This window comes from Chitinibacter fontanus, from assembly GCF_013423785.1.
Taxonomy (GTDB): Bacteria; Pseudomonadota; Gammaproteobacteria; order Burkholderiales; family Chitinibacteraceae; genus Chitinibacter; species Chitinibacter fontanus.
In genome coordinates this window covers 2,086,498-2,110,985 of record NZ_CP058952.1, presented here as the reverse complement: position 1 = coordinate 2,110,985, position 24,488 = coordinate 2,086,498, and the positions used below count along the sequence as shown (strand labels likewise).

Here is a 24,488-nt window from a genome sequence, read left to right as displayed (position 1 = left end):
TGCCAATATTTAATTATGCGATGCCATACGCCGCATATAACTCATCCATCATTCGATCCAATGAATAATGCGCTTGAGCAAAGGCTTTGGCCTGAGCACCCAGTCGTAGCCGTAGATCAGCATCATTGACCAATTGGCCAATGCGCTGGACAAACTCGGCCGCGCTTTCTGCCAGATAGCCATTTTCGCCATTTTTGACCAGATCTCGATTACCAACGACATTAGTGGCAATCACCGGTAAACCAGCCGCCATCGCTTCGATCACCGCCACCGGCAATCCTTCCCAGCGGCTGGTTTGAATATAGATATCAAGGCTGGCCAGCTGCTGCAAGGCAAAGCTGCGATCGCACCAGCCGCTCACCGATACCCCGGCATCTTTCAGCGCTGCCTCTCCACTCTCATCTCCGCCACCAACCCAGATAAACTCAAGCAGTAAATCACGGCATTGTGCGGCAATTTCGGCAAAAAGCTCGGGATTACGCGCCAAAGTCACGCGTCCAACCGTACCAATTCGCAACACGCCTGATGGTAATTCCCCCCCAGTCGCAGCAGGAATCGCCGCCAAATCCACCGCATTGTTCACCACTTTCACATTCGGTGAAAGATGTTGACGGATTTCTTCACCTTCAGAAGGAGAGCAGGCGATAAAAGTCACCGGCACGCCAGCCAGTATTTTCTCAATCCCGAGAAAAATACTGTTTTTCAAGCGCCCTTCTGCTCGCTGCAAAAATGACAGGCCATGGGGCGAGAAAAACCAGCGTGGGCCGCCGTGCCCCGCCCAAGCCAAGCTGACCAAGCGCCCAACCGCGCCAGCTTTGCTCGAATGCAAATGCACCACATCGGGCTGCAAGTCTTTAATCCAGCGATACAACGCGCGCCCCGCGCGAAAATCATTAATCGGATTAATCGCACGCTGCATCGGCAGATGAATGCATTTCACCGCAGCAGCAAACAATTGCGGCCAGTTCTCCGGCGTTTCTTCGCGCACCGAATGGATAATCGTCACTCGATGACCATCGGCACTTTGCCGATTGGCCATCGCCGACACCATCGATAGCGTACCAGCGCCAAAAGATTCCACCACGTGCAGGATGTGTTTCATGCTTTGTTCCCGCGTAATTTGGATTTGAGTTTAAACGCCAGCTCATACGGCAGCGCCAGTAGCGCCACCGTTCTGGCCATGCCAGCCATGGCCGCTGGTGAACCATCAAAATATTTGCGCTGCAGTTTCAATCGTGATTTGAGCTGCACTTTTCGCTTGCCAAGGGAAATACCATTCGGGTCCAACTCATAGCGGATCAGCACCTCGGGCAAATTAGCCACCTTGAACTGCCGCGCCATCGCCCAGAACATCGCATAGTCTTCGGCCGCAGGCGCATCGAGCGGATACATCCCCACCGCATCAGCAGCAGACAGTTTAAACATCACACTTGGATGAATATACGCCGAGTTTTTCTTCATAAACGCCAAAATGTCGGCGTGTTCAGTCGGGTGGCGCAATACAAATTGCTCGACGCCCTGCTGATCGACAAAGCTCGCCGCGCCTCCGAGCAATACCACATCAGGGTATTGCTCCATAAATTTTAACTGACGAGCGATACGATCAGATACGTTGCAATCACCACAATCAAGCCGTGCAATCCATTTGTAGCCGCGTGCCTTGGCCCAAGCCAAACCAGCATTAAGCGCGCCTTCAATACCTTTGTTTTGCGGTAAATTCAAAATACGTAAAGTGCCTTGCCCCTTAAACGCCGCCTGCGCAGCCGCTGTATCAATAATCTTACGCACACTACCGTCGTCAACCACCAGCACATCGCACGGCTCGTCACCGCCAATGCTCGCCAATGATTTACTCAAACCTTCCGGATTATTGTAATGAGGGATCAGCAGCAACACCGGCTGAGCAGCCTTGTCTTTGTTTAATTCCATTTTCCAATCCCTAAGCCCCGTTTCAAGGCGCGTGTGACCGACAAGGGCAACACATACGACACGCTAGCCTTGGCCAGTTTGATTGCCGAGTTGGCTCGCCAATCAAAATGCCGCGCCAACAATTTCAGCCGCATCGCCTGCTGTTGCCGCCGGCGGCTCATCGAAATGCCTGCGTCGTTATATTCACTTTTGGTTAAAACTTCAGGCAAATTCGCCGTTTGGTAGCGTTTCACAAACTCCCAAAAATAGGCAAAATCTTCCGCGGCCTTGCAATCGAGCGGATAGAGGCCAATTTCGCGCACGCCTGCCACGCGGAACATCACCGTGGGGTGGGTAAAGGCATTGTCGTCGTGCATTTGGCGCACAATTTGCTGGTGTGTCTGCGGCTGGTGAATGGTGAAGCAATCACGCTGACTCCCATCGGGCAAACATTCAAAAAAAGTAACTGCCGAGCCGAGCAAATAAACCGCCGGATTTGCGTCAAGATAGCTGACCTGTTTCGCAAAACGATCTACCGCGACCACATCATCACAATCGAGTCGCGCTACATAGTCGTACCCAGCGGCTAAAACCGCCTCTAACCCAGTATTGAGTGCATATTCAATGCCGCAATTGGCGGGCAGGTACAAGAAGTGTAGAGCCCCCTGCGCCTTAAACACTGCACGCACTTCATCTTCGTTGATTGTCACCCGCGTGCTGCCATCGTCGACGATATAGACGTCAATTTGCTCAACCTCACCAATCGAGGCCAGCGAGGCACACAAACCGGTGGGGTTATTAAAATGCGGGATTAATAGTGCCGTGCGATTCATAGAGACTCGGTAGAAAGCGGTTTGCGGGCCAATAACTGCGCCCATTGTTGCAAAATTTGCGCCTGAGAATAATGTGCGGCGCGTTGCTGCAGGAAATTTTGCAGTAACTGCCGCTGGCCTTGCTGGCGCACAATCAGTTGAGCCAAGGCTTCACCGGTCGCCTCAGGTACAACAAAATCATCGCGCCGCGCGCCAAACAACTCATATACCCCACCGGCGTTTGTACTGGCAACCATTAATCCAATTGGCATAGATTCCAATACTACCAAAGGACATCCCTCAAACCCTGAGGTCAGCAACAAAACATCGGCATTGGCCAGATATTCGCTAACGTTGTCACGCCGACCGGCAAAGTGCACTTGCGAGCTCAAGCGGCGCTCGTGTACAGCGCCTTTCAAATCGGCTTCCAGCGGGCCATCGCCTACGATGGTTAATTGCGCAGCAAAGCCATGCAAATTGAGTGCCACCAAGGTATCGAGCCAAAGCTGCGGCTGTTTTTCTTCGGCAATCCGTCCCACAAATAGCAGGCGCAGCGGCGTAGTATCCTCGCGCTCGATCCGTGGCAATAGCGCTTGCTGCGCATCAACAAAATTGGGCAACACTTGCCAGCTATCAGACGGCGCCCGCTCCAGCCAGCGCGCCATTGAGATGCGCGCGTGCTCAGAAACAAACACCAACTCTTTCAGGCGACGATAAACAAACTGGCAGGCTCGACGATGCACCACATTCATGCGGGCAAAGGCGTCTAGTTCGTAAAATGGGCCATGCACCCAACCCAGCACCCGCTTACCCAAACCCAAACTGGCAGCATACGCCATGTACAGCGGAAGCAAAAATGTACCAGCAATCACCACATCATGCTCGCGCACCACTTGCCGAGCTGCACGCCAGCCGGTCAACCAAGTCTGTGGTTTTAAAGGCTGCCACTGGCTAGATAAGTCAACAACCTTGATGTTTTTAATGCGCGAGGCCCAGAGATTGCGCGAGCCACCCAACAAGACCAACGTCACCTCGAACCCCTGAGCGGCCAGGCCTTCACCGACCAACACTGCGCAGCGCTCCACGCCCCCTAAGCCGAGATCGCGAAGGAAAATAGCTATTTTTTGCGGCGCGCTCATGGTTTGATCTTCTGCCAAACAAAATCAGACATTGCCAAGCGCAGGCTTTGCTTGAGCACTTTTTTACGCTCAGCCTTAGGTGGCGGCATTTGCAAGGCCAGCTTCAATACCCGTGAAAAATCAAGCAGGTTCACCCCATGACTACGCTGTAAAGTATCCAGCCAGATTTCGCCCAATGCGCCCCGGCTTTCCGGACGCAGCGCCAGTAATTGACTAAAAAAATCGACCATCCACAACCATTCGGCGTGATTCAAAATCCGGCTTGGCTCGGCCAGCTTGGCAAATTCGGCTGCCAGCGGCTGCAGAGCCACAGGCAAGGCAGTGCGGGCATATTGCTCACGTACGCGCTGCGCAGTAATCAGCAAAGCGGCTTTTTTAGCCTGCGTCACCTGTCCGGGATGAGTGCGGTAATGCAGCAGTACCTCTGGGATATTGGCAAAACGTGCGCTGGTGGTCGCGGCAATTTGACACCACAATGCGTAATCTTCTGCGTGCGGTGCATCATCGGGATAAGGATGAGCCTTGAGCAAGGCCGCGCGCGCCAAGATTGATGGGTGGGCAATGGGCGTATTAAACAGCAGCGCCAAGCGAACTTCAGCATCGGTCTCCGGCGTGTGCCACTCGCCACGACGATCGCCGATAAAGCCAACCCAGCTACCGCAGATATCCACCTGATTCATCTGGCAATAGTCAAGCTGCTTGACCAAACGATCGGGCGCGCAAATATCGTCGGCATCGATCCGTGCAATCCACTCCCCACTTGCTGCGGCAATGCCTTCATTCAGGCTAGCGATCAGGCCACGATTTTCACGACTAATAATCTTAAAGCGAGTATCTTGCTGCGCAGCTGTCTGCAAGATGCTGAGCGTGGTATCGCTGGAGCCATCGTCAATCGCGACACACTCCCAGTGCGTATAGGTCTGCAGACCAATTGAATCAAGTGTTTGCTGCAAATACTGCCCAGCATTAAAGCAAGGCAATACAAATGAGACTAGAGCTGAACTCACGACGCTTCTCCTTGCGCAATGCGAGCATCTTCTTGAGCAATTTGTCGCCGAACATCACGGCACACTTGGCGGGCGCGCCAGGCAAAAGCAGCCACAATAAAGGCTTCAACAATCAGCACCGATTGCGCCGCACGCAGGCCTGCCTCAGTCGATCCCGGCACCAAGAAACACATCAGCGCCACATTGAGCACGCCAGCCACGACCAAGACCCGACTAAAATAACGCTCTTGGCCAAACACCAGCAAGGTTTGCTGACCAAACACCAATGACACCGCGCCAAGCAAAATCACTGGCGCAAACCAATACAAAATCAGTTGCGAATCGGCCAGCGCCAAAAACGCGCGCGACAGACCAAAATCGGCACCAAACAGCGCCACGCTAATTGGCGTAAACAGCGGCACAAACAGCGCCAGCGCCAGCGTCATTATTAAACCGATGCCGCCTTGAATCAGCAAGGCCTTACGAATTAGGGCCAGCGCACCGGCTTTATTGCTGACGGCCAATTGCGCGATGCGGGGATACATAGCCTGAATCAGCGGGCCAATCAGCCCTTGGGCGATATATACCAACTTGCTAGCGGCGGCAAACAGACCGACCTGTACCGGCGCAGCAAACATCCCGAGCAACACCGTCGTCGAGGTGGTATACAGGCTAGTTGAAATCGCCGACAAGAAAAATGGCCAACTGGCGCGGAGCGCATCGCGCAATTCGCCTAGCTGGATAGCCACCCATTGCGGCCGCGCAATACCCCAGCCACTACACCACCAGACGACTCCCGCCAGAATCTGCGGCATCGCCTGCAAAATCACCGCCAACACAATATCTTGGGGGCCGTTCACCCAATGAAGCAAAAGACCTAGCATCAAAGCGCGCGCAAACACCATTAGCCCTGATGCGAGCTGCAGTTTTTCAAAACCTTGGAAATACCATAGTGGGAATAGCACCGAGCTGGCGATATAGAGCTGGCTCCATAAAAACACCTCGCTGTGCGTGCGCCAGGTATCCAAGCTAAAGGTCAGCACCAGCAAAATCAGGCTAGAGGCCACCATTAGCAACACTTTGGCCCACGTCACCCGCCAGAAAATTCGCGCGGCTGCCTGCGGGTCATCACGTACCTGCGCGACATCGCGCACCGCTGATAAATTAAAACCGAAATCGGTGAGCAGCACGCCATACTGGATACAGGCAAAGGCAAAGTTCATCACCCCAAAGCCTGCACTACCAAGCTGTACCAGTAAAAACGGGAAAGTTACAAACGAGACGACGTAATTGAGGCCCTGTACCAAATACAGCGCAAAAATATTCGTCCGCAAACGCGCATCAACCACACATTACCCCAAAGCTGCTCGCACCCGCGAGTAGCTGCGTATTTTACGCTTTTCAAATCAATTGCCTGTAACAGTGTTCGACAAGGGGCGGCAGAGGCTAGTCAGGGTATGCTAACAATTCACCCGGCTTGCGGTGAATGGGCGCAGGGGCATCCTGGCCATTAACCCAATGGGTTTTTTTGCGTGGGGTTTGCAAAACCCCATTGTAGTAACGAGCCTCGGGCACAAGCTCATCACGGGCCGGCAAATTGCGATCGGGAGCATCAACTTGGGCGCCTTTTGCCCGCTGAGCGGGGGTAAAAAATAATGTTCCCCATTGATCTGCTTGCGCGAGCTGGGATAGCAATAGCAAGATCACAATACTCATTTTCATGGTTTGAGCTCCCGCTGAGCAGCGATGGTTAGCCAATCATAGCGACAATCCACCGCGATTCCTCCCCCTTGACTATCGTTAGCGCGCTTGAAATGGCAGTCACGCGAAATGGCCTGCCCGGGCTGTTGCGATAACCAAGCGGCAAAGCGCGATAAATCCCCTTCATCACGGGCACGCCACTGTATTTTCATTTCACTGGCATACATGGCCAGCCCTTGAGCTGGCACTGCACCTTCCTTAATCCGCTGCGGGGCAAATGCATAATCAATAGCCCACGTTGGCTGCTGCTGACTTAACTGCGCCAAACTCTCAATCCAATCAAGGCGATGCTCTTGCCCGATTACGCCAATACGCTGCAAATGCCGATATTGCTGCTGGTATTGCTGCACTGCCAGCCATTGCTGTTGTGCTTGCTCAGCAGACCGACTTAGCTCGGCCACTTGCTGAGTCTGCACCTCAAGCTCTCGCCGACTGAAATACACAAACAATTCCACCACCACCAGCAACAAGCCCGCAGCTAACAAAGATCCGCAAAACCAGATCAGTTGACTGCGGATTAAACGCCAATCCGATCGATCAAACTCGCGCCATTTCATGGGGTCACCTCCACGGGCAAGCTTGCTGGCGCAAGCAGAACCAATTCGATCACGAAATCCGGTTGTTGATTATTGGCCGAACTATTGTGGTTTACTTGCTGGCTAGGCAGTTTAATTGCGGATTCTGAACGAATATCAATCGGCCACTGTTTCACCACTAGCTGCGCTTGGGGCCAAGCTTTAAGGGCCGCAATTAGCTTATTCACCTCTGCAAGGGCGGCGCGATAGGCTTGCCGATCTTGCACCCGGCCCGCAATCACCAGACGCTGCGCCAACCAAGGCGTGCCCACTTCAGCAGATGGGCTGGCAGCATCACCCGGACTACCCGTTTCATCCTGCGACGCTGCACCAGCCTGCCAATGAATTTCATCAATCGATAAACTTGGAAAACCTTGTAATACATGACTGAGCCGTCGCAAGGTAGGCTCTACCTGTGGCGCGGCCGCCAAGTGTTGCTGGTAAAATTGTGCGCTAACTTGCAGTTTATCTGGCTCACTCGCCGCAGCTTGATGTAGTAAGGTGGCAAATTGGCGCTGCTGCTGTAATGCTTGCTGCTGTTTTTTATCACCTAAGCTAATTTTTTCTTGTACTTCAACACCTTCAGAATACGAATGACCTGCCAGTATTGCCGCCAAAATCAATACAAACACTGATGAGCAAGCCAAACCCCGCCCAAGTATATGCAGCGAATGATATTTCATCGCCTCAGCAGGCGCGTAGTGATTGGGTAAGGAAAATTTCACCAGCATCGCCACCAGTACGTCATGCCAACTCTGGCATCCCGACGGCAATTTAAGCCGGTTCGCTAAATCGGCCATATCAGTTTGAATACTAAAATCGACCAGCCCAGCATCTTCCCCCATGGCGCGCAGTATTTCGTGGCGCTGCTCGGCCAGCGTTGTATCAAATAAAGCCAGAATCGTCAGCGGCTCCTCGCGCCCCATCAGGCGTAAAGTACTTAGGTACTGCCGGGCGCGGATAATTTCAGCGGCAATCAGCTCGGCTTGGGTGGGCATATCATGCTGCGCATGAAACGTTGCCAAACGCGAAAAACGTAATCCTTCGGGCGTGAAATAACTTTGGCGCAACTGCCCCGGCGAATTACAAGACATCATCAATAAATGCGGCGTATTCAGTTTAAGGCGCGCCATGATTTCCTGCGTTAACAGCGCTACCGAATACACGCCAAACATAATCGCCTTGGCGGCCATTAATTCAGCCAGAATCTGATCCAACAACTCACGGCTGGTTAGCGCGGATAACTGCAAAACATCCTGCCCGCCACGCTTTCCCTTAATTTGCACCTTAGCCCGTCGATAGGGGGTGGTACGAAATAATTGATTGAGCTTGCGCTCACACAGCACTTTTTGATCACGGCCAGTGAGATGGGGCACGGATTCATGCTGCAGATCTTCTTCGACCAAGTCCGTCAAAATGCAGTAGCTATAGTCCGTTTGCCTGCTCAACCAGTCACGAAAATCAGCACGCCCCTCTTCCCCGTGCGGGAAAAACGCCAATGGCAATGCCCCTGTCGTACTCCAGCGATAGGCTGATAAAGCATCCTGATTTAAAAACAAAACGATTTTTTTCATCGTAAGTGGCTAATCGTATCGAAAATTGGCCCTAGTACCGAAGACATAATCCACGCCAAAATCAAGCCCAATACTACGGTCATCGTAGGCTCAACTAGGGCTTGCACTCGCTCAATGGCTTCTTTGATATCGCGATCATAAAAATACGAGACATTGAGCAAAGCATGATCAAGCTGTCCAGTTCCCTCCCCCACGCGCAGCATGCGCAGCACCAATGGGGGGAATAAACCTGCACGTTCAAAGCTCGCAGTCACCCCTAAACCTTCGCGAATCTGGTTTTCCACCCGTTGCAAAGCCTGCGCCACCATCAGATTATTCACAATGCCTTGAGTAATCCGAATGCAATCCAAAATTGGAATGCCCGCGCCGTAAAGCAGGGCGAAAAAATTGGCAAAGCGGGCCAAGATGATTTTGTGCAAAATAGGACCTATGGCAGGCAAGCGCAGTATCCAGCCATCAAAGCGCAAGCGAAATTGCGCATCGACTTTGATGCGCCAGCGAATAAAGAATACGCTCGCAATCGGTAGCGCGATCAATGCCCACCAGAAATGGGTAAAAAACTCCGAAATCCACAATAGAATTTGCGTATTAAGCGGAATCTGCTGCTTCATCGACTTAATAAACTCAACCAATTGCGGCACCAAATACACCATCAAAAAACACACCACCCCAAAAACCAGCACTGCGACAAACGCGGGGTACATCACCACCCGCTTGGTTTGGGCGATTAACTCGTCCTGCCATTTAATAGAATCAGTGAGATTTTTAAATACCGCTGGTAATTCACCACTGGCCTCGCCAGCGCGGATCAAGTTGATAAATACCGGATCAAAAATAGTAGGATGCGCAGCCAAGGCTTGCGAGAGCTGATGACCGCCTTCGATATCCTCAATCACATTGGCGATAATTTCGCGAAAATGCGGGTGATCTAAGCTATCACGCAGATCAGCCAGCCCTTCAAGCAAAGGCACGCCTGCACGCGTTAATTGCTCCATATGAAAACACAAGGTAATTAAATCGCGGCGGGTCACTTTGCGTCGCCCCAGCCAGTCGGCCTGCCCACCTTTGGCATGAATAAGCATTAAACCAATACGGCCAAGGCGTAGCTCAAGATCTGCTAAATTGGCGGCCTCCATTTGGCCTTGCTGAATAAGGCCCTGCTCATTTGCAGCACGATAGCGATAGCGCATAATCAGCTCACCCTATCGGTCAAATCGACCACCCGAGCAATTTCATCGAGTGATGTTTCACCAGCAACCACTCGACGGCAAGCATCATCAGCGATCGGCTGAAACCCTTTACTCATCGCAAGCTGCTTGATTTCGCGCATAGAGGCGCGTCGTGCAATCAATTCATCGAGATCGCCATCGATCTTCAGCAACTCCATCACCGTGGTACGCCCCCTGTAACCTTGCTGCTCGCATTTGGGGCAACCCACCGCGCGGTAGATTTTTTGCTGGGAAGATTCAAGCCTAAGCAGCCGCCGCTCAAACTCATCAGGCAAATAGTCTTCTTTGCAAAACGGACACAAGGTTCTCACCAAGCGTTGCGCCACCATGCCAATAATATTGCCTGACAGTACATCGGGTAGCACGCCAATATCCAATAAACGTGGCAACACCCCGATGGCAGAATTGGTATGCAAGGTGGAATACACTTGATGCCCCGTCATCGCCGCACGAAACGCCATTTCAGCGGTATCCCGATCGCGAATCTCACCGATCAAAATAACATCCGGATCCTGCCGCATCATCGAGCGGATCCCATTGGCAAAATCCATTTTGCTGATTTCACTGACCGAGGTTTGCCGAATCAAAGGCAGCGGATATTCAACTGGGTCTTCCAGCGTCATGATATTCACATCAACGGAATTGATATGATTCAGAATCGAATACAGCGTTGTGGTTTTACCGGAGCCTGTCGGGCCAGTAACCAAAATAATGCCTTCGGGGCGAGCAATCATCAGGCGCAGTAAGTCCAGATTACTTTCAGACAACCCCAAGCCTTCGAGCGGCACCAAGCCTTTTTGCCGGTCTAAAATCCGCAAAACAATGTTTTCGCCCCAGGTAGTCGGCTGGGCGGATACCCGAAAATCTAAACTGCGCCCCGACAGGGTGAGCGAAATTCGACCATCTTGTGGAGCACGTGTCTCAGCAATATTCATGGTAGCGAGCACTTTGAGCCGCACCACCATCGCCGGCCAATAGGTCTTATGTAACGCGCGAATTTGTCGCAAGACACCATCGATCCGGTAACGAATGCGCACAAATGACTGCTCTGGCTCAAAGTGAATATCCGATGCACCGCGTGTCACCGCGTCGGCAAGTAAGGCATCAATCAGACGAACGACCGGCTGACTGTATTCCGCCTCGGCCTGCGCCAGACTGGTGTAATCAATTTCACCGGTTTCGATTTCATGCAAAATGCCATCAATCGACAATTCAAAGCCATAGTACTGGTCAATCGCCCGCACAATATCTGATTCGGCCGCCAGCAATGATTCAATCAGGTATTTGTCTTTGGTTTGTAAGCGTAGCTGATCTAGAGCCACTAAATTATTCGGGTTGGCCATCGCCACAGTCAGGCGCTGGGTTTGCTGATTCAAACCAATCGGCAGCACCAGCAAGCGCTTGGCCAAGTCTTTTGGGATTAGCCGTATTGCTTGTAAATCAGCGATCACTCGCCCCAGATCAACACTATCGTGCCCCAGATTTTCTGATAAGGCCTCACGCAGCACATTTTCTGAGACAAAACCGAGCGAGACCATTAGTTTGCCCAGCGGGGTACCTGAACGGCGCTGCTCCAATAAGGCAATCCGCAGTTGGTCGTCTGTAATCAGACCCTTTTCGACCAGTAGTGCACCAAGGGGGAGCTTATTTTTAGCGGGCGCGGTCATATTTAGAAGCCCGCCAAACGCAATTGAGCCAATCGGGATTCCGCCGCAGCACGGTCAAACGTTGCCTGCTTGCGCAGGGCCAAATCGAGGGCTTTCTGATAAAACTCGGCAGCAAGGCGTTGCTGTTGCAAATGGTCAAGGCTAATGGCCAAATTGAACGCTAAATCAGGGTTGTCCGGCTGCGTACTCCAAGCTTGAAAAAACTGCGCCTGCGCTTCCTGCCAGCGGGAACGACTTGCATAATACTGCCCCAGCACCAACGGGCTAGTTGCCAAAGCGCCTTCCTGCTCTTGCGATTGCTGCAAACGCGCCACTTGCTCCGCATTGATTTGCTCGGGATTGAGCGCTAATTTGGCTTGTTGTGCAGCTTGATCTTGTGGGTTTAGCCCCAGCAAATAATCATAAATACCTGCCGCTTGAGCTGATTGCCCACGTTGCACATAAATCACGGCCAAACCAAGCAAGGCATCACGCTGACGTGGCTCATTATTGAGAATTTTGCGGTACAAAACTTCAGCTTTTACCCAATCTCCTTGTTGATATGCCTCCCAGGCTTGCTGCAGTGGGTTGAGGTTATCAACTGGCGTACGGATAAAGCGGACCTCATCCCCAGGCGCAGACGGGGGCTGACTCAGGCGCGGTAGTGGCGTAGGGTTTGCTAACGCCCCCCCAATACCCTGAATAGTATCTTGCTGTGCCTCTTTTATTTTATCGCCTTCAGCTACATACCCTTCGCCAATGGGGAGAGGTGTGTTTTTTAATGCAGAATCGATTGCACTTTGTTCAGACACCTCGACGGGGCTAGCTGCACTTGCAGGCAAGGAGCGCGCACTCGGCAATGGCGTGCTCGATGCCTGAGTTAGCTGCTGATATTCCCAAGTAAACCAAATCACTAGCCCCAATAGTAATAAGCCGCCCCCCAATAGCAACCATGGCCATAAACTGCGTTCTGTCTTGCGCTTATAATCTAGGATTGGGCTGGTAGTCCGACTACTTGCGACAGGGTTTGCTGCAGATGGCACCTGCGCAGTATTTGCTAAGGGTAATGGCTCGCTAGCCACTGATAATTCGGCAACTGGCTCGACATGCTCGGAGTCGACGGGGGGCTCAATACCGACTTCGGCATCTAGCGCTGTCGTCATGCTAGTTTCTGCCCTCTCCGGCTCATCAAGAGCTGATAGACTCAAGGGCGAAGCAGCCTCTTGCACAGCCGCTGATTCAGGAGCCAGATCCATCGGCTCACTTGCCAAGACTAACTCAGCCTGTGTTTCTGGCAGCGGCTCGAACACCCATGCCTCGGCGGGTAGCACGTCAGGGACGATCTCATCGACGTTGGCTGGCGTAATTTGCGCACTATCGTCAGCATCTTCAGCCTGAGTAGCTAGGGCAGCACGGCGACGTTTCTCCTCTTCCGCCTTTTTTAGCGCATTCAGTAATGCACTCATGGTGCCACCTTAGCTGGCAGCGGCACGCTACCACTTTGAAATGCAGAAAGCTGATGATCCTCGGGCACATTAAAATAATCACCAGCAGGCATAAATTGCTTATAGGCTGACTGCTCGCCATTCACACCGTTTTCATGCACGATAATTGGGCGCAAAAAGACGACTAGCTCAATTTTACTGACCTTGTCATCTCGATAACTAAACGCATCACCCAGCCACGGCACGCGCGATAAGCCTGGCACTCCTTGTCGAGAATTGGTTTGCTTATCTTGAATTAGCCCCCCCAACACGGCAGCCTGGCCACTAGAAATTTTCAGCGTGGAATCAAACTCCCGTACCTGCAAGACCGGAATCAAGCTTTGCACTGGCTTATTGGAGTTTTGCGAAATCAGCGCCACCGCCGGATCTTCAACATAACTACTGATATTGGTGATCGTTGGACGTACATTCATAGAGATCGAGCCACCTTCGGAAATCTGTGGCGTTACTTGCATCACCAGCCCGACGGGGACCGTATGCAAGGTAGAGGTGTAGGTGCGCCCAGTAACTACCCCGTCGGTATTTTTGTCTTCCTCTAATTCCAGTGTGAAATAAACCTGCTCTTCAACCACCTTCATCACTGCCGTTTGATTATTTAGCGCAATTATTTTGGGGCTAGATAAAACGCGGGTTCGACCAAATTGCTCAAGCATTTTGATGGTGGCGGTAAAGTTGCCGCTGGTATAAGTCAATGCACTCACAGGAGCTGCGCTCAGATTCGCCCCCAGCAAGCTTTGCCCCAAACTCCAACCGCTACCCGAGGCAATTTTTGACCAGTCCACACCCGCCTGATACTGGTCCCCCAGTGCCACTTCGACAATCGTTGCCTCAATCATCACCTGACGTTGCGCCGAAGATTGAACGGCTGCGAGAAACTCAGCCACTTTCAGTTGTTCTTTATGCGAGGCCCTAACCGTAACCGTGCCACTCTCGGGGTTTAAAATAACCAAATTTGGCAGCTTTCCAGCAGAAGCTACCGCAGGCTGCACCGGTGCAGGCGCACTTTCCTGTTTCGTTTTTTCAGTCTGGGCGACGGTCTTTTCTACTTTGGCTAAGCCATCTACCATTGCGATCGCACTTTTCGGATCAGTTGATTTATTACTGACCGATTGACTAATTTGCTGGGCCAATGCGGCGGTAACGGGCTGAGTGGCCGAGCTAGCGGCGGTTGAGCCGCCCTCTTTAACCCCTAACATTTCTTTTAAATTAGCTTCGAGCCGTTTCCAAAACTGATTGAGATTTTCACTTTCAATACTGGTACTGGAACTGTTGGCACTGGAGTTACTGCCTGTTTGTGCCCCAGTCGAAACCGAATTAAGAATCGTGACGCTGGCTTTCATATTCCGAGACAAATTGAAATAATCAAGCCGATAGGTTTTCAAATACGGTTGATCAGGCGTAATTGTGAGCACGTCATTCTCAAGACTCCAGCGAATATCAACTTGCTTGGCGATTCGATCCAGAATTTGAGGCAGTGTTTGTTTGATTGCATTTAAGGTGACAACCCCTTGTACGTCGGGATGCACATCCACATTGATTTTGGCATCCCGCGCCAGCGCAAACAGCAAACTATTCACGGGAAGCTGACTCACCACGACACTGTAGGTTTCCAGTTTTGGACTTGCGCTGGGCTTTGGCAGATAGGGAATTTGGGCTACCGGCTTGGGAATCTGTGCATCTGCGGATGCCGAACCATCGAGGTGACGCCCCTCTGGGTTGGGCAAACCACTTTGAGTGGCACATGCACTTAATGCAGACGCAATCAGAATTGGTAGTAGCGGCGGTTTCATACACATCAACTAGAAGGAAACGTGATTTCATTCTAGATAAGCATGTGGGTTTTTCCAGCGCCGCCCCGCATAACAACGAAATTTCAGTGTAAGTGCACACTCAGCCAAACAATAACCATATACCCATCAAGGTATTTGTATTCAGAGCTTAATTGACAAGGCAAAAATAGCCATACCCCAAGATCACCCCAAATTCACTACGACAAATGCGTAATATTTCACTGATGAATCATGCAATTTGCTTTAAAATCAGCGCTGCATCGCAACATGCCAATGGCACTTTATCAGTTTGCTTAACCTTTAGAGCTTCACTAAAACCCTCGCATGCCACTTATAGAATTTCAAAATGTCAGCTTCGCTTACGGCGAAACCCCGGTTTTGCGCGATATATCGCTGCAAATCGAAGCGGGTCAGCTCGTCGCCATCATGGGTGGGTCTGGTTCAGGCAAGACGACATTGCTTAAGTTGATTGGCGGACAAATTCGCGCCCACAGCGGTAAGGTTCTAGTCGATGGCGTGGACGTTGGGGCACTGAGTGAAACGGCGCTGTATCAACTACGTCGTAAGCTAGGCATGTTGTTTCAATTTGGTGCTTTGTTCACCGATCTGTCCGTGTTTGACAATGTGGCATTCCCATTGCGTGAGCGCACCGATTTACCTGAAAGCATGATTCGTGACCTAGTCCTGATGAAACTACATGCGGTAGGGTTGCGAGGCGCGGCACATGCCATGCCACAAGAATTATCCGGCGGAATGGCGCGCCGCGTCGCCTTGGCGCGTGCGATCGCGCTTGACCCGCAAGTGATGCTGTACGACGAACCATTTACTGGCCTAGACCCAATTTCACTGGCCACCGTCGGCAAATTAATTCGTGAACTCAATGACGCACTAGGTACGGCTTCGATTGTGGTCACTCACGATGTTGCCGAATCGCTAGCCATCGTGGACCGTGTCTATTTTCTGGCCGATGGCCAACTTGTCGCCCAAGGCAGCCCTGCTGAAGTGAGGGCATCACAACATCCTTTTGTGCAGCAATTTATCAATGCGCAAGCTGATGGCCCGCTGCCATTTCACAAGCCGGCGCCAGCCTATGCGGCAGATTTAGGGCTACAGGGAGGGGTTGAATGAATTTTATCGTTGAATCGATTGCGCGCTTTGGACGGCCATTTACCAATAGCCTGATCAAATTAGGCTTCGCTTGTCGATTCCTACTCGCTATTGTGCGCCATTCAACGACGGCCATCATGCGCCCACAGTTAACGCTGCGCGAAATCTGGTTTGCCGGGGTGCTATCGGTATTAATCATTTCCGTATCTGGCTTGTTTGTTGGCATGGTGCTTGCGCTGCAGGGTTACGACACATTGCAGCGCTTTGGGGCTTCCAGCTCACTAGGGATTTTGGTTGCGCTCTCTCTGGTGCGTGAACTTGGCCCTGTAGTTGCCGGATTATTATTTGCCAGCCGGGCAGGCAGTGCCATCACGGCCGAAATTGGTTTAATGAAAACCACAGAGCAACTGGCCGCAATGGAAATGATGGCCGTCAATCCGATTGCCCGCGTAGTCGCACCCAAGTTCTGGGGTGGGGTTATTTCGATGCCCTTGCTGGCTGCGATCTTTAGCGCCATGGGTATTTTTGGCGGATATTTAATTGGCGTGCAGCTGATTGGGCTCGATGAAGGTAGTTTCTGGTCCCAAATGCAGGGATCGGTAGATTTCCGGCTCGACGTGATGAACGGGGTGATCAAAAGTATATTTTTTGGTTTTGCCGTATCGCTGATCGCGGTATTTGAAGGGTATGATTCGCCCCCCACCGCTGAGGGCATCTCCAGTGCCACCACCCGCACCGTAGTAACCAGTGCGCTGGTGATTTTGGCTCTGGATTTTATTTTGACTGCTTTTATGTTTCGGGGAGTTTAAATGAAACGCGGCATGATTGATTTTTGGGTCGGGCTATTTGCCCTTGCAGGCATTGCGGCCTTGTTATTTTTGGCGCTCAAGGTAAGCAGCCAAGGCAGCTTACCTGCAGGCAGCACCTATCAGCTCACGGCCAATTTTGAAAACATTGGTGGTTTAAAAGTTCGCGCACCGATCAAAAGCGCCGGCGTTGTTGTTGGTCGGGTGAGTGATATTTCACTCGATCCGGAGCGTTTTGTCGCCAAAGTCACCATGGATATGGATAGCCGCTACCATTTTAGCCGTGATAGCTCGGCGGAAATTCTGACTTCAGGGCTGCTAGGCGAACAATATATTGGAATTACCTCAGGGGCGGATGAAAAGGTACTCACCCAAGGCAATACCTTCAAAATCACTTCTTCAGCAATTGTGCTGGAGCAGCTAATTAGTCGTTTCCTGTTTAGTCAGGCGGATAAAGAGAAAGAAAAGGAACAACAATAAATGCTTAAGACCATACGCAACTTGATTACTGCCACATGTATTGCCTTGATGGCGAGCCACGCCGTGGCCAGCGAAGCACCAGAGCAAATCATCCGCTCGGCCAGTAAAGATGTGCTGGATATCATCAAGAAAAATGATAAAGACCCCAGCAAAACCCGTGATCTGGTTGATGCGCGCTTATCACCGATGGCCGATTACAAACGCATGACCGCATTGGCCACAGGCCAATATTGGAAAAGCGCCACCCCAGCGCAGCAAGATGCACTCACCACTGAGTTTCGCACCATGATGGTTCGCACCTATCTTGGCGCGCTGACCTTGTATAAAAATGCACAAATTAATATCAAGGGCACCCGTGCCGGTAATGATGCCGACGAGCAAAATGTGCGTACCGAAGTCACACTGCCCGGCCAAAAGCCGATTCCACTCGATTTTAGTTTTGAAAAACAGGGCAGTGATTGGAAGGTGTACGATATCAGCGTTGATGGCATCAGCTTTATCAACAACCACCGCAATCAATTTGGTTCGGTCATCCGTAAAGACGGTATTGATGGGCTGATTAAACTACTGTCATCGCGCAATAATGCAGCAAAACAAGGCAAATAAATGTCGTTGACGTATCAAGCTCCAGCACAATTAAGCAGCCAACACAGTGGGCAATTATTGGGTGTGCTGGATACCATGTTGCAGCAAGACGATACGCTGGTTGATTTCTCTCAGCTTCTTGAGCTGGACTCCAGCACTGTCGCCTTGCTGCTGGAATGGCAACGTCGGGCGCAACGAGCGCAGCGCAAGCTCACGTTCATCGCACTGCCCGAGACCTTAAAACAGCTGATTCAAGTCTATGGCGTGCAAGATCTCTTGCAAATCAAGCCTTAAGCGACACACAATATAGTACTTCAACTCGATTTTGCGCCTTGTTGCGCCTGGTTCTTTATGCGTCGTCTCATCTCCTTGCTGGCAGTCGTCTGTACTGCATGCGCCACTCCGCAGAATAATTACGACCCTTTGGAATCCGTCAATCGGCCGATTTATTCCTTTAACACCGCGCTCGATACACATGTCGTGCGGCCAGTGGCGGTCGCCTATAGCGAATACATTCCGCCGCCATTGCGCTCGGCGGTGAGTAATTTCTTTGGCAACCTAGACGATTTATTCGGTGTACCTGCCGCCCTTTTGCAAGCCAAAGGCACCAAAGCAGCCAAGAGCGGCAGCCGTGTACTCGTTAACAGCACTTTAGGTCTGGGCGGTTTGATCGATTGGGCTAGTGATATGCCTATCGAGAAGCAAGACGAAGATTTTGGCCAAGTACTAGGCGCTTGGGGCGTACCCAGCGGCCCTTACTTAATGGTTCCGTTTTATGGCCCGCTGACTTTGCGTGATTCGAGCGATAAATTGGTCCGCCTAAGCTGGGGGCCAATTGATTACATCGACCCACTTGCGGGTCAAATTGCTTATTACGGCCTGTACCTTACCGATTTGCGCGCAAGTTTATTGCCTTATGATGCCGCTTTGCAGGATCAACTAGACCCCTACGCCTTTGTTCGTGACACCTATCTGCAACGGCGCTGGTTTAAAGTCTACGATGGCAATCCGCCACATCCATTACCGCTGGGTGAACCAGAACCTGCTTTAGATGCCGAAAAACATAGTAGTGCACCCGTAACAGCAGTGGCCTCAGGCCCCATATCGGCCGAGGTAGTTCAGTGAAAGCCATTGAATTTAACGCTGTAGGTAAAGATTTCGGTCAATTCACCGCACTCAAAGAAGTGAGCTTTGCCGTCGAGCAAGGTGATTTCTTTGCATTGCTTGGCCCTAATGGGGCTGGCAAAACAACCCTGATTTCTATTTTGGCCGGTTTAACCAAAGCCACCCGCGGCAGTACGCGAGTAATGGGCTTGGATGTGCAACAAGACTACCGCGCAGCGCGCCGAGCTGTAGGCATCGTACCGCAGGAATTGGTGTTTGATCCGTTTTTTAATGTCCGCGAAGCCTTGGTATTTCAGTCGGGTTACTTCGGCATCAAGCACAATGATGCGTGGATTGATGAAATCTTGCACAATCTTGGCCTTACCGAAAAAGCGCATACAAATATGCGCGCTTTATCTGGGGGTATGAAGCGGCGTGTCATGGTCGCTCAAGCCTTGGTACATAAACCCCCAGTTATTGTCTTGGATGAACCGACGGCGGGTGTTGATGTTGAGCTACGCCAGACGCTGTGGGCCTTTGTCAAAAACCTCAATGAAAACGGTCACACAATTGTGCTGACGACGCATTATTTGGAAGAAGCTGAAACGCTGTGCAATCGCATCGCGATGCTCAAACGTGGCGAGCTGATTGCGCTGGAAGACAAAGACACCATGATGCAGCGTGGCGCTGCGCGCAGTGTCATTCTCAAGCTTAAACCAGCGCAACTCCCTGCCAGCCTGCAATCCTTACTAATTAAACAGCACGAAGGCCGCTTTGAGCTCAAGTTAGCCGATTGCAACGGGCTAGAAGCTATCTTGGCTGCGCTGCGCGCCGAGCAAATCACGCTCAAAGATCTGGAAATTACCCAGCCTGATCTAGAAGAAATTTTCGTACAAATGATGCACGCCTAAGCCTTGCTGCTGGAATCACTATGACCGGTTTTTACACCCTATTTCGTAAAGAAGTACTGCGCTTCTGGCGCGTGGCATTTCAGACAGTTGCAGCTCCAGTACTCACCGCACTGATGTATTTGCTGATTTTTGCCCATGTGCTTGATGCGCATGTGCAGCCCTACCCGGGCGTACGCTATACCGCGTTTTTGATTCCGGGTTTGATGATGATGAGCATGCTGCAAAACGCGTTTGCCAACACCAGCTCCAGCCTGATTCAATCCAAAATTACCGGCAATATCGTGTATATCCTGCTGCCGCCACTATCGCATTTTGAATTTTTCAGCGCCTATACCTTGGCAGGTGCCGCCCGTGGCTTTGTAGTAGGCATCGGAGTATTGCTTACAACACTATTTTTCTCAGTGCCGCCATTCAAATACCCCCTATGGATTTTCGTATTCGGCTTGCTTGGCTGCAGCTTGATGGCGATTTTGGGGCTGATTGCCGGGATTTGGGCGGAGAAATTCGATCAACTGGCCGCGTTTCAAAATTTTCTGATTATGCCGCTGACGTTTCTGTCCGGCGTGTTTTACTCGATTCACAGCCTGCCGCCGTTCTGGCAAACCGTGTCGCATTTCAATCCGGTGTTCTACATGATTGATGGGTTTCGTTATGGATTTTTTGGCGTCAGTGATGTGAATCCTTGGCATTCAGTAGCAGTCGTCGGATTTACTTTAGCAATCCTCACCTTAATTACGCTGACCTTGATAAAATCGGGCTACAAAATTCGCCGCTGATGGCAAAATTCAGCAAAATCGAAAGCTGGCCGCTTGCGCAGCGGCCCTAAACCATCGTACCCAAGAGCAATAATGACGCCAGAACTCGTACAAAGCCTGATCGCCCAGATCATCCCCTGTCAGCACATTGAAGTCGAAGGCGACGGCCATCACTTCTATGCCACCATCGTTTCGACGCATTTTGATGGGCTGAAATTGCTGGCCCGCCATCGTCTGATCAATGATGGCCTGAAATCTTATCTAGATTCTGGCGAGCTGCATGCGCTATCGATGCGTGCCACACTCACACCAGCCGAATGGGCTGCACGCCAGCAATGAGCGAACGAGATCCGCGCTTTGATTTAGGCAGCATCGCCAAAAATAAAGCCATCATCGAACAAGCCAAAGTCGACGCCAATAAGCGCGAAGGGAAATCGGGCGGCCCGCTGATGGCCTTGGTCAATTTACCGTGGCTGATCGCCGCAGGCGCGTGGGTCTGGTGGGAATATTTTCGTTAAGCCGCACTAGCGGCAGAATTTCAGTCATTTAAAGAATATCGTCGCCCAATCGGCGGCAATCAGTGTGCAAAAGGTCAAACATGGACAAACTTAAAATCATCGGTGGCAACCCAATCGCAGGCGAAATCACCATTTCAGGCGCAAAAAACGCCGCGCTGCCGATCTTGTGTGCGTCATTGCTGACCGCTGAAACGCTGCATCTGACCAATGTACCGCAATTGGCCGACGTAAAAACCACGCAAAAACTGCTGCAAGGCATGGGCATGCGCGTGATGACTGATAACGTCCACGAATACGAACTGACCGCCAACAACATCACCAGCACCATCGCGCCGTACGAACTGGTAAAAACCATGCGTGCGTCGATCTTGGTGCTTGGCCCAACACTGGCGCGTTTTGGCGAAGCGCAAGTATCCCTGCCTGGCGGCTGCGCGATTGGCGCGCGCCCAATTGATCAGCACATCAAAGGCCTGCAAGCGATGGGCGCCGAGATCGTGATTGAACACGGCTATGTCAAAGCCACAGGCAAACTGAAAGGCTGCCGTTTCCGCTCGGACATGATCACCGTGACCGGCACTGAAAACTTGCTGATGGCGGCGACTTTGGCCGAAGGCACTACGATTCTGGAAAACGCCGCGCGCGAGCCAGAAGTGGTTGATCTGGCTGAATGTCTGATCAAAATGGGCGCGAAAATCAGCGGCCACGGCACCGATACAATCACGATTGAAGGCGTGAAAGAGCTACACGGCGCAAGCCACGCGATTGTCGCTGACCGCATTGAAACCGGCACATTCCTCGTTGCAGCCGCTGCAGCGCAAGGCAAAGTACTGCTGAAAAATACGCGTGCTGACATCTTGGGCGCCGTGCTCGACAAACTGACCGAAGCTGGTGCCTACATCGAAACCGGTGACACGTGGATTTCGCTGGATATGAAACAGCGCCCGAAAGCCGTGGATATCCGCACGCTCGAATACCCAGCCTTCCCAACCGATATGCAAGCGCAGTTTACGCTCTTGAATTCCATTGCCGAAGGCACTGGTGTGATTACCGAAACGATTTTTGAAAACCGCTTTATGCACGTGCCAGAGTTGGCGCGCATGGGCGCGAAGATCAAGGTCGATGGTCATAGCGCGATTGTCACTGGCGTGGAAAAACTATCAGGCGCGACCGTGATGGCCACCGATTTGCGCGCATCAGCATCGCTGGTCATCGCCGGCATGATCGCCGAAGGCGAAACCATTGTTGATCGTATTTACCATTTGGATCGTGGCTACGAACACATCGAGACCAAACTCGCGGGTGTCGGCGTCAATATTGAGCGGATCAGCTAATGTTTATCCTCAACCCCAAACCCGCTTACCAAGAAGAGCAGGACAATAAGCCCAAACCGCCCAAGGAGCACGAAAAGTTTTTTGCCGTGCTCGCGCACCTTGCGGGTTTATTTTGGCTGCCGATCTTACCGGCGCCGATTGTGGCGATTGCGTTGCCATTTATCGTGCTGCAATTTGCCCGTGTGCATTCGGATTTTGTCGAGCAACATGCGCGTGAAGCCTGCAATTTTCAGATGTTGATGGGCTGCTTTTATATTTTCGCCCTCGTTGCCACTTATTTCCTGAACACCACCTTCCTGCTTTGGTGGGTGGGTGTTGGAGCATCATTATTTAGCATGTGGCAAGGCGGGCGCGCGATTAATGGCTGGCAGGCCAAATACCCCGCCAAGTTGAATATATTTAAATAATAGGTATTGCCCTAAAGGCCAATACAAAAAAGACATACAGGCAGATACCCCATGATTACTATCGCCCTTTCCAAAGGACGTATTTTCGAAGAGACACTTCCACTGCTCGCCGCAGCAGGCATCGTGCCGGCCGAAGCGCCAGAGAGCACGCGCAAGCTGATCATTGGCACGAATCAGCCCGATGTCCAGCTGATTATCGTGCGTGCGTCTGATGTGCCAACTTATGTGCAATATGGTGCAGCCGATTTGGGCGTGGCGGGTAAAGACGTGTTGCTCGAACACGGTGGTCAAGGCTTGTATCAGCCACTCGATTTGGAAATCGCTAAATGCGCGCTAATGGTCGCCACGCAAAACGGTTTTGATTACGAAGGCGCAGTCAAACAAGGCGCGCGGATGCGCATTGCGACCAAGTACACAGAGCAGGCCAAAGAGCACTTTGCCGCCAAAGGCGTGCACGTTGACCTGATCAAGCTGTATGGCTCGATGGAGCTGGCGCCACTGGTGGGTTTGGCCGACGCGATTGTCGACTTGGTATCAACTGGTGGCACACTCAAAGCCAATAATCTGGTCGCAGTGGAACATATCCGTGATATCTCCAGCCGACTGGTCGTGAATCAATCATCGCTCAAACTCAAGCATGAACGCCTGCAACCGATGCTAGATGCCTTTGCCGCCACGGTCGCCAACCGTCACGCCTAATGTCATTGCAAATCATCAACTGGCGGCCAATTCCGCTGTATACACTACTGTTGATGTTCGCCTGGCCGTGGCTGATCAAATGGGAGATTGTGGATAACAGTGGCGATACACTGTATTGGTTTATCGCCGCAACCTATCTCAATTATTTGTCCTTTATTTTCAGCATTGCTTACGGCCAGCGGATGCAAGCTGGCCTGCATCCGGCGCAGGCGGTTTGGCTATTTATGCTGAGCAATATCTTGCTAATCCTCACCTTTGCCACCGGCTGGCAGGTGTTTGATGTTTATGGCACCAGCGCTGGCTGCACCAACAACAGCAATTTTCTGGATTCGCTGTATTTCTCCACCACCATCTTTGCCACGGTGGGCTTTGGCGACTTTCTTCCCTGCAACGCTCACGGCAAGGCCTTATTTATTGCTGAATCGATCATTGGCTCGACGCATTTTGGTATTTTCATCACGCTAATATTCAGCCGCGTCATTTTTCCAAATCAATCAGAGGAAACAAACACATGATTATTCGCTTCTTTGGGATTTTGATTGGATTATTTCTTTTGCTTGGTGGTGGGCTTTTAGCTTATCCAGCCTTCGTTGGGCAAGGGGATCTAAAAACCGCTTTAGTTGCTTGCGGAGCATTAGTTCCTGCCTTAGCTATGCTGGGCTACGGCTTTGGGGGACAAAAATTCCTGCGCCGCTATTTCCCTAAGTTGGCTGAAAAAAATCTTTGGAAGATCAATCGCACAATCCATTTCTGTGATGACCCGCATTTCAGCCCTGCTTTTCGAGGTATTACCATTTATTGAAACTGGAAATGAATGTTTTAGCTCAAACAATTGAACATGCCCTTATGATTGCGCGTAA

General features: G+C 51.5%; 28 protein-coding genes. 15 read left to right on the top strand and 13 right to left on the bottom strand.

What is annotated here, in order from left to right:
• Positions 1-13: 13 nt before the first annotated feature.
• From HZU75_RS09980 to HZU75_RS09920, 13 genes are all read right to left on the bottom strand, one after another.
• Positions 14-1,102 carry a glycosyltransferase gene (locus HZU75_RS09980; protein WP_180305945.1) on the bottom strand — a complete coding sequence of 363 codons (1,089 nt, stop codon included), beginning with the start codon at positions 1,100-1,102 and terminating at the stop codon, positions 14-16.
• A complete protein-coding gene (locus HZU75_RS09975; RefSeq protein WP_180305944.1) occupies positions 1,099-1,929 on the bottom strand; it encodes a glycosyltransferase in 831 nt (276 codons plus the stop codon). The genes HZU75_RS09980 and HZU75_RS09975 overlap by 4 nt, the downstream gene beginning before the upstream one ends.
• Complete coding sequence (locus tag HZU75_RS09970; RefSeq protein ID WP_180305943.1) at positions 1,920-2,741, bottom strand: glycosyltransferase; 822 nt, start codon at positions 2,739-2,741, stop codon at positions 1,920-1,922. Before HZU75_RS09970 ends, HZU75_RS09975 begins: the two co-directional genes overlap by 10 nt.
• Complete coding sequence (locus HZU75_RS09965; protein WP_180305942.1) at positions 2,738-3,859, bottom strand: glycosyltransferase; 1,122 nt, start codon at positions 3,857-3,859, stop codon at positions 2,738-2,740. The genes HZU75_RS09970 and HZU75_RS09965 overlap by 4 nt, the downstream gene beginning before the upstream one ends.
• Positions 3,856-4,866 (bottom strand): glycosyltransferase family 2 protein, encoded by a 1,011-nt coding sequence (locus HZU75_RS09960; protein WP_180305941.1) that lies wholly within the window; start codon positions 4,864-4,866, stop codon positions 3,856-3,858. The genes HZU75_RS09965 and HZU75_RS09960 overlap by 4 nt, the downstream gene beginning before the upstream one ends.
• Positions 4,863-6,194 carry an oligosaccharide flippase family protein gene (locus HZU75_RS09955; protein WP_180305940.1) on the bottom strand — a complete coding sequence of 444 codons (1,332 nt, stop codon included), beginning with the start codon at positions 6,192-6,194 and terminating at the stop codon, positions 4,863-4,865. The genes HZU75_RS09960 and HZU75_RS09955 overlap by 4 nt, the downstream gene beginning before the upstream one ends.
• Positions 6,195-6,291: 97 nt before the next feature.
• Complete coding sequence (locus HZU75_RS09950) at positions 6,292-6,567, bottom strand: hypothetical protein (protein WP_180305939.1); 276 nt, start codon at positions 6,565-6,567, stop codon at positions 6,292-6,294.
• Complete coding sequence (locus HZU75_RS09945) at positions 6,564-7,163, bottom strand: hypothetical protein (RefSeq protein ID WP_180305938.1); 600 nt, start codon at positions 7,161-7,163, stop codon at positions 6,564-6,566. Before HZU75_RS09945 ends, HZU75_RS09950 begins: the two co-directional genes overlap by 4 nt.
• Positions 7,160-8,755: a hypothetical protein gene (locus tag HZU75_RS09940; protein WP_180305937.1), complete on the bottom strand. Its 1,596-nt coding sequence runs from the start codon at positions 8,753-8,755 to the stop codon at positions 7,160-7,162. The genes HZU75_RS09945 and HZU75_RS09940 overlap by 4 nt, the downstream gene beginning before the upstream one ends.
• On the bottom strand, positions 8,752-9,945 hold the full coding sequence (locus tag HZU75_RS09935) for a type II secretion system F family protein (RefSeq protein WP_228028019.1): 1,194 nt from the start codon (positions 9,943-9,945) through the stop codon (positions 8,752-8,754). Before HZU75_RS09935 ends, HZU75_RS09940 begins: the two co-directional genes overlap by 4 nt.
• A 2-nt stretch (positions 9,946-9,947) precedes the next feature.
• Complete coding sequence (locus tag HZU75_RS09930; protein ID WP_180305936.1) at positions 9,948-11,651, bottom strand: GspE/PulE family protein; 1,704 nt, start codon at positions 11,649-11,651, stop codon at positions 9,948-9,950.
• Between the two features lie 2 nt (positions 11,652-11,653).
• Entirely contained in the window at positions 11,654-13,096 is a 1,443-nt protein-coding gene (locus HZU75_RS09925; protein WP_180305935.1) for a tetratricopeptide repeat protein, read from the bottom strand.
• Complete coding sequence (locus HZU75_RS09920) at positions 13,093-14,925, bottom strand: type II secretion system protein GspD (protein ID WP_180305934.1); 1,833 nt, start codon at positions 14,923-14,925, stop codon at positions 13,093-13,095. The genes HZU75_RS09925 and HZU75_RS09920 overlap by 4 nt, the downstream gene beginning before the upstream one ends.
• Before the next feature lie 324 nt (positions 14,926-15,249).
• Between HZU75_RS09920 and HZU75_RS09915 the strand changes: the two genes are divergently transcribed.
• The 15 genes from HZU75_RS09915 (at position 15,250) to HZU75_RS09845 (ending at position 24,430) form a co-directional block, all read left to right on the top strand.
• Positions 15,250-16,053 carry an ABC transporter ATP-binding protein gene (locus HZU75_RS09915; protein WP_180305933.1) on the top strand — a complete coding sequence of 268 codons (804 nt, stop codon included), beginning with the start codon at positions 15,250-15,252 and terminating at the stop codon, positions 16,051-16,053.
• Positions 16,050-16,841: a lipid asymmetry maintenance ABC transporter permease subunit MlaE gene (gene mlaE / locus HZU75_RS09910; protein ID WP_180305932.1), complete on the top strand. Its 792-nt coding sequence runs from the start codon at positions 16,050-16,052 to the stop codon at positions 16,839-16,841. Before HZU75_RS09915 ends, mlaE begins: the two co-directional genes overlap by 4 nt.
• Positions 16,842-17,318 carry an outer membrane lipid asymmetry maintenance protein MlaD gene (gene mlaD, locus HZU75_RS09905; RefSeq protein WP_180305931.1) on the top strand — a complete coding sequence of 159 codons (477 nt, stop codon included), beginning with the start codon at positions 16,842-16,844 and terminating at the stop codon, positions 17,316-17,318.
• The gene (locus tag HZU75_RS09900) at positions 17,319-17,924 is read left to right on the top strand and encodes an MlaC/ttg2D family ABC transporter substrate-binding protein (protein ID WP_228028018.1); all 606 of its coding nucleotides are present in this window, start codon (positions 17,319-17,321) and stop codon (positions 17,922-17,924) included.
• The gene (locus tag HZU75_RS09895; RefSeq protein ID WP_180305930.1) at positions 17,925-18,197 is read left to right on the top strand and encodes an STAS domain-containing protein; all 273 of its coding nucleotides are present in this window, start codon (positions 17,925-17,927) and stop codon (positions 18,195-18,197) included.
• 57 nt (positions 18,198-18,254) lie between these two features.
• The gene (locus tag HZU75_RS09890; protein ID WP_180305929.1) at positions 18,255-19,028 is read left to right on the top strand and encodes an MlaA family lipoprotein; all 774 of its coding nucleotides are present in this window, start codon (positions 18,255-18,257) and stop codon (positions 19,026-19,028) included.
• Positions 19,025-19,918: an ABC transporter ATP-binding protein gene (locus tag HZU75_RS09885; RefSeq protein ID WP_180305928.1), complete on the top strand. Its 894-nt coding sequence runs from the start codon at positions 19,025-19,027 to the stop codon at positions 19,916-19,918. The genes HZU75_RS09890 and HZU75_RS09885 overlap by 4 nt, the downstream gene beginning before the upstream one ends.
• Positions 19,919-19,938: 20 nt before the next feature.
• Entirely contained in the window at positions 19,939-20,694 is a 756-nt protein-coding gene (locus HZU75_RS09880; protein WP_180305927.1) for an ABC transporter permease, read from the top strand.
• A 69-nt stretch (positions 20,695-20,763) separates the two neighbouring features.
• Complete coding sequence (locus HZU75_RS09875) at positions 20,764-21,012, top strand: BolA family protein (RefSeq protein ID WP_444542041.1); 249 nt, start codon at positions 20,764-20,766, stop codon at positions 21,010-21,012.
• Complete coding sequence (locus HZU75_RS09870) at positions 21,009-21,191, top strand: hypothetical protein (protein WP_180305925.1); 183 nt, start codon at positions 21,009-21,011, stop codon at positions 21,189-21,191. Before HZU75_RS09875 ends, HZU75_RS09870 begins: the two co-directional genes overlap by 4 nt.
• Positions 21,192-21,271: 80 nt before the next feature.
• Positions 21,272-22,522 (top strand): UDP-N-acetylglucosamine 1-carboxyvinyltransferase, encoded by a 1,251-nt coding sequence (gene murA / locus HZU75_RS09865; RefSeq protein ID WP_180305924.1) that lies wholly within the window; start codon positions 21,272-21,274, stop codon positions 22,520-22,522.
• Positions 22,522-22,929 (top strand): DUF4870 domain-containing protein, encoded by a 408-nt coding sequence (locus HZU75_RS09860; RefSeq protein ID WP_180305923.1) that lies wholly within the window; start codon positions 22,522-22,524, stop codon positions 22,927-22,929. The genes murA and HZU75_RS09860 overlap by 1 nt, the downstream gene beginning before the upstream one ends.
• A gap of 51 nt (positions 22,930-22,980) precedes the next feature.
• Entirely contained in the window at positions 22,981-23,628 is a 648-nt protein-coding gene (gene hisG, locus HZU75_RS09855) for an ATP phosphoribosyltransferase (RefSeq protein WP_180305922.1), read from the top strand.
• Complete coding sequence (locus HZU75_RS09850) at positions 23,628-24,143, top strand: potassium channel family protein (RefSeq protein WP_180305921.1); 516 nt, start codon at positions 23,628-23,630, stop codon at positions 24,141-24,143. Before hisG ends, HZU75_RS09850 begins: the two co-directional genes overlap by 1 nt.
• A complete protein-coding gene (locus HZU75_RS09845; protein ID WP_180305920.1) occupies positions 24,140-24,430 on the top strand; it encodes a hypothetical protein in 291 nt (96 codons plus the stop codon). Before HZU75_RS09850 ends, HZU75_RS09845 begins: the two co-directional genes overlap by 4 nt.
• Positions 24,431-24,488: the final 58 nt, after the last annotated feature.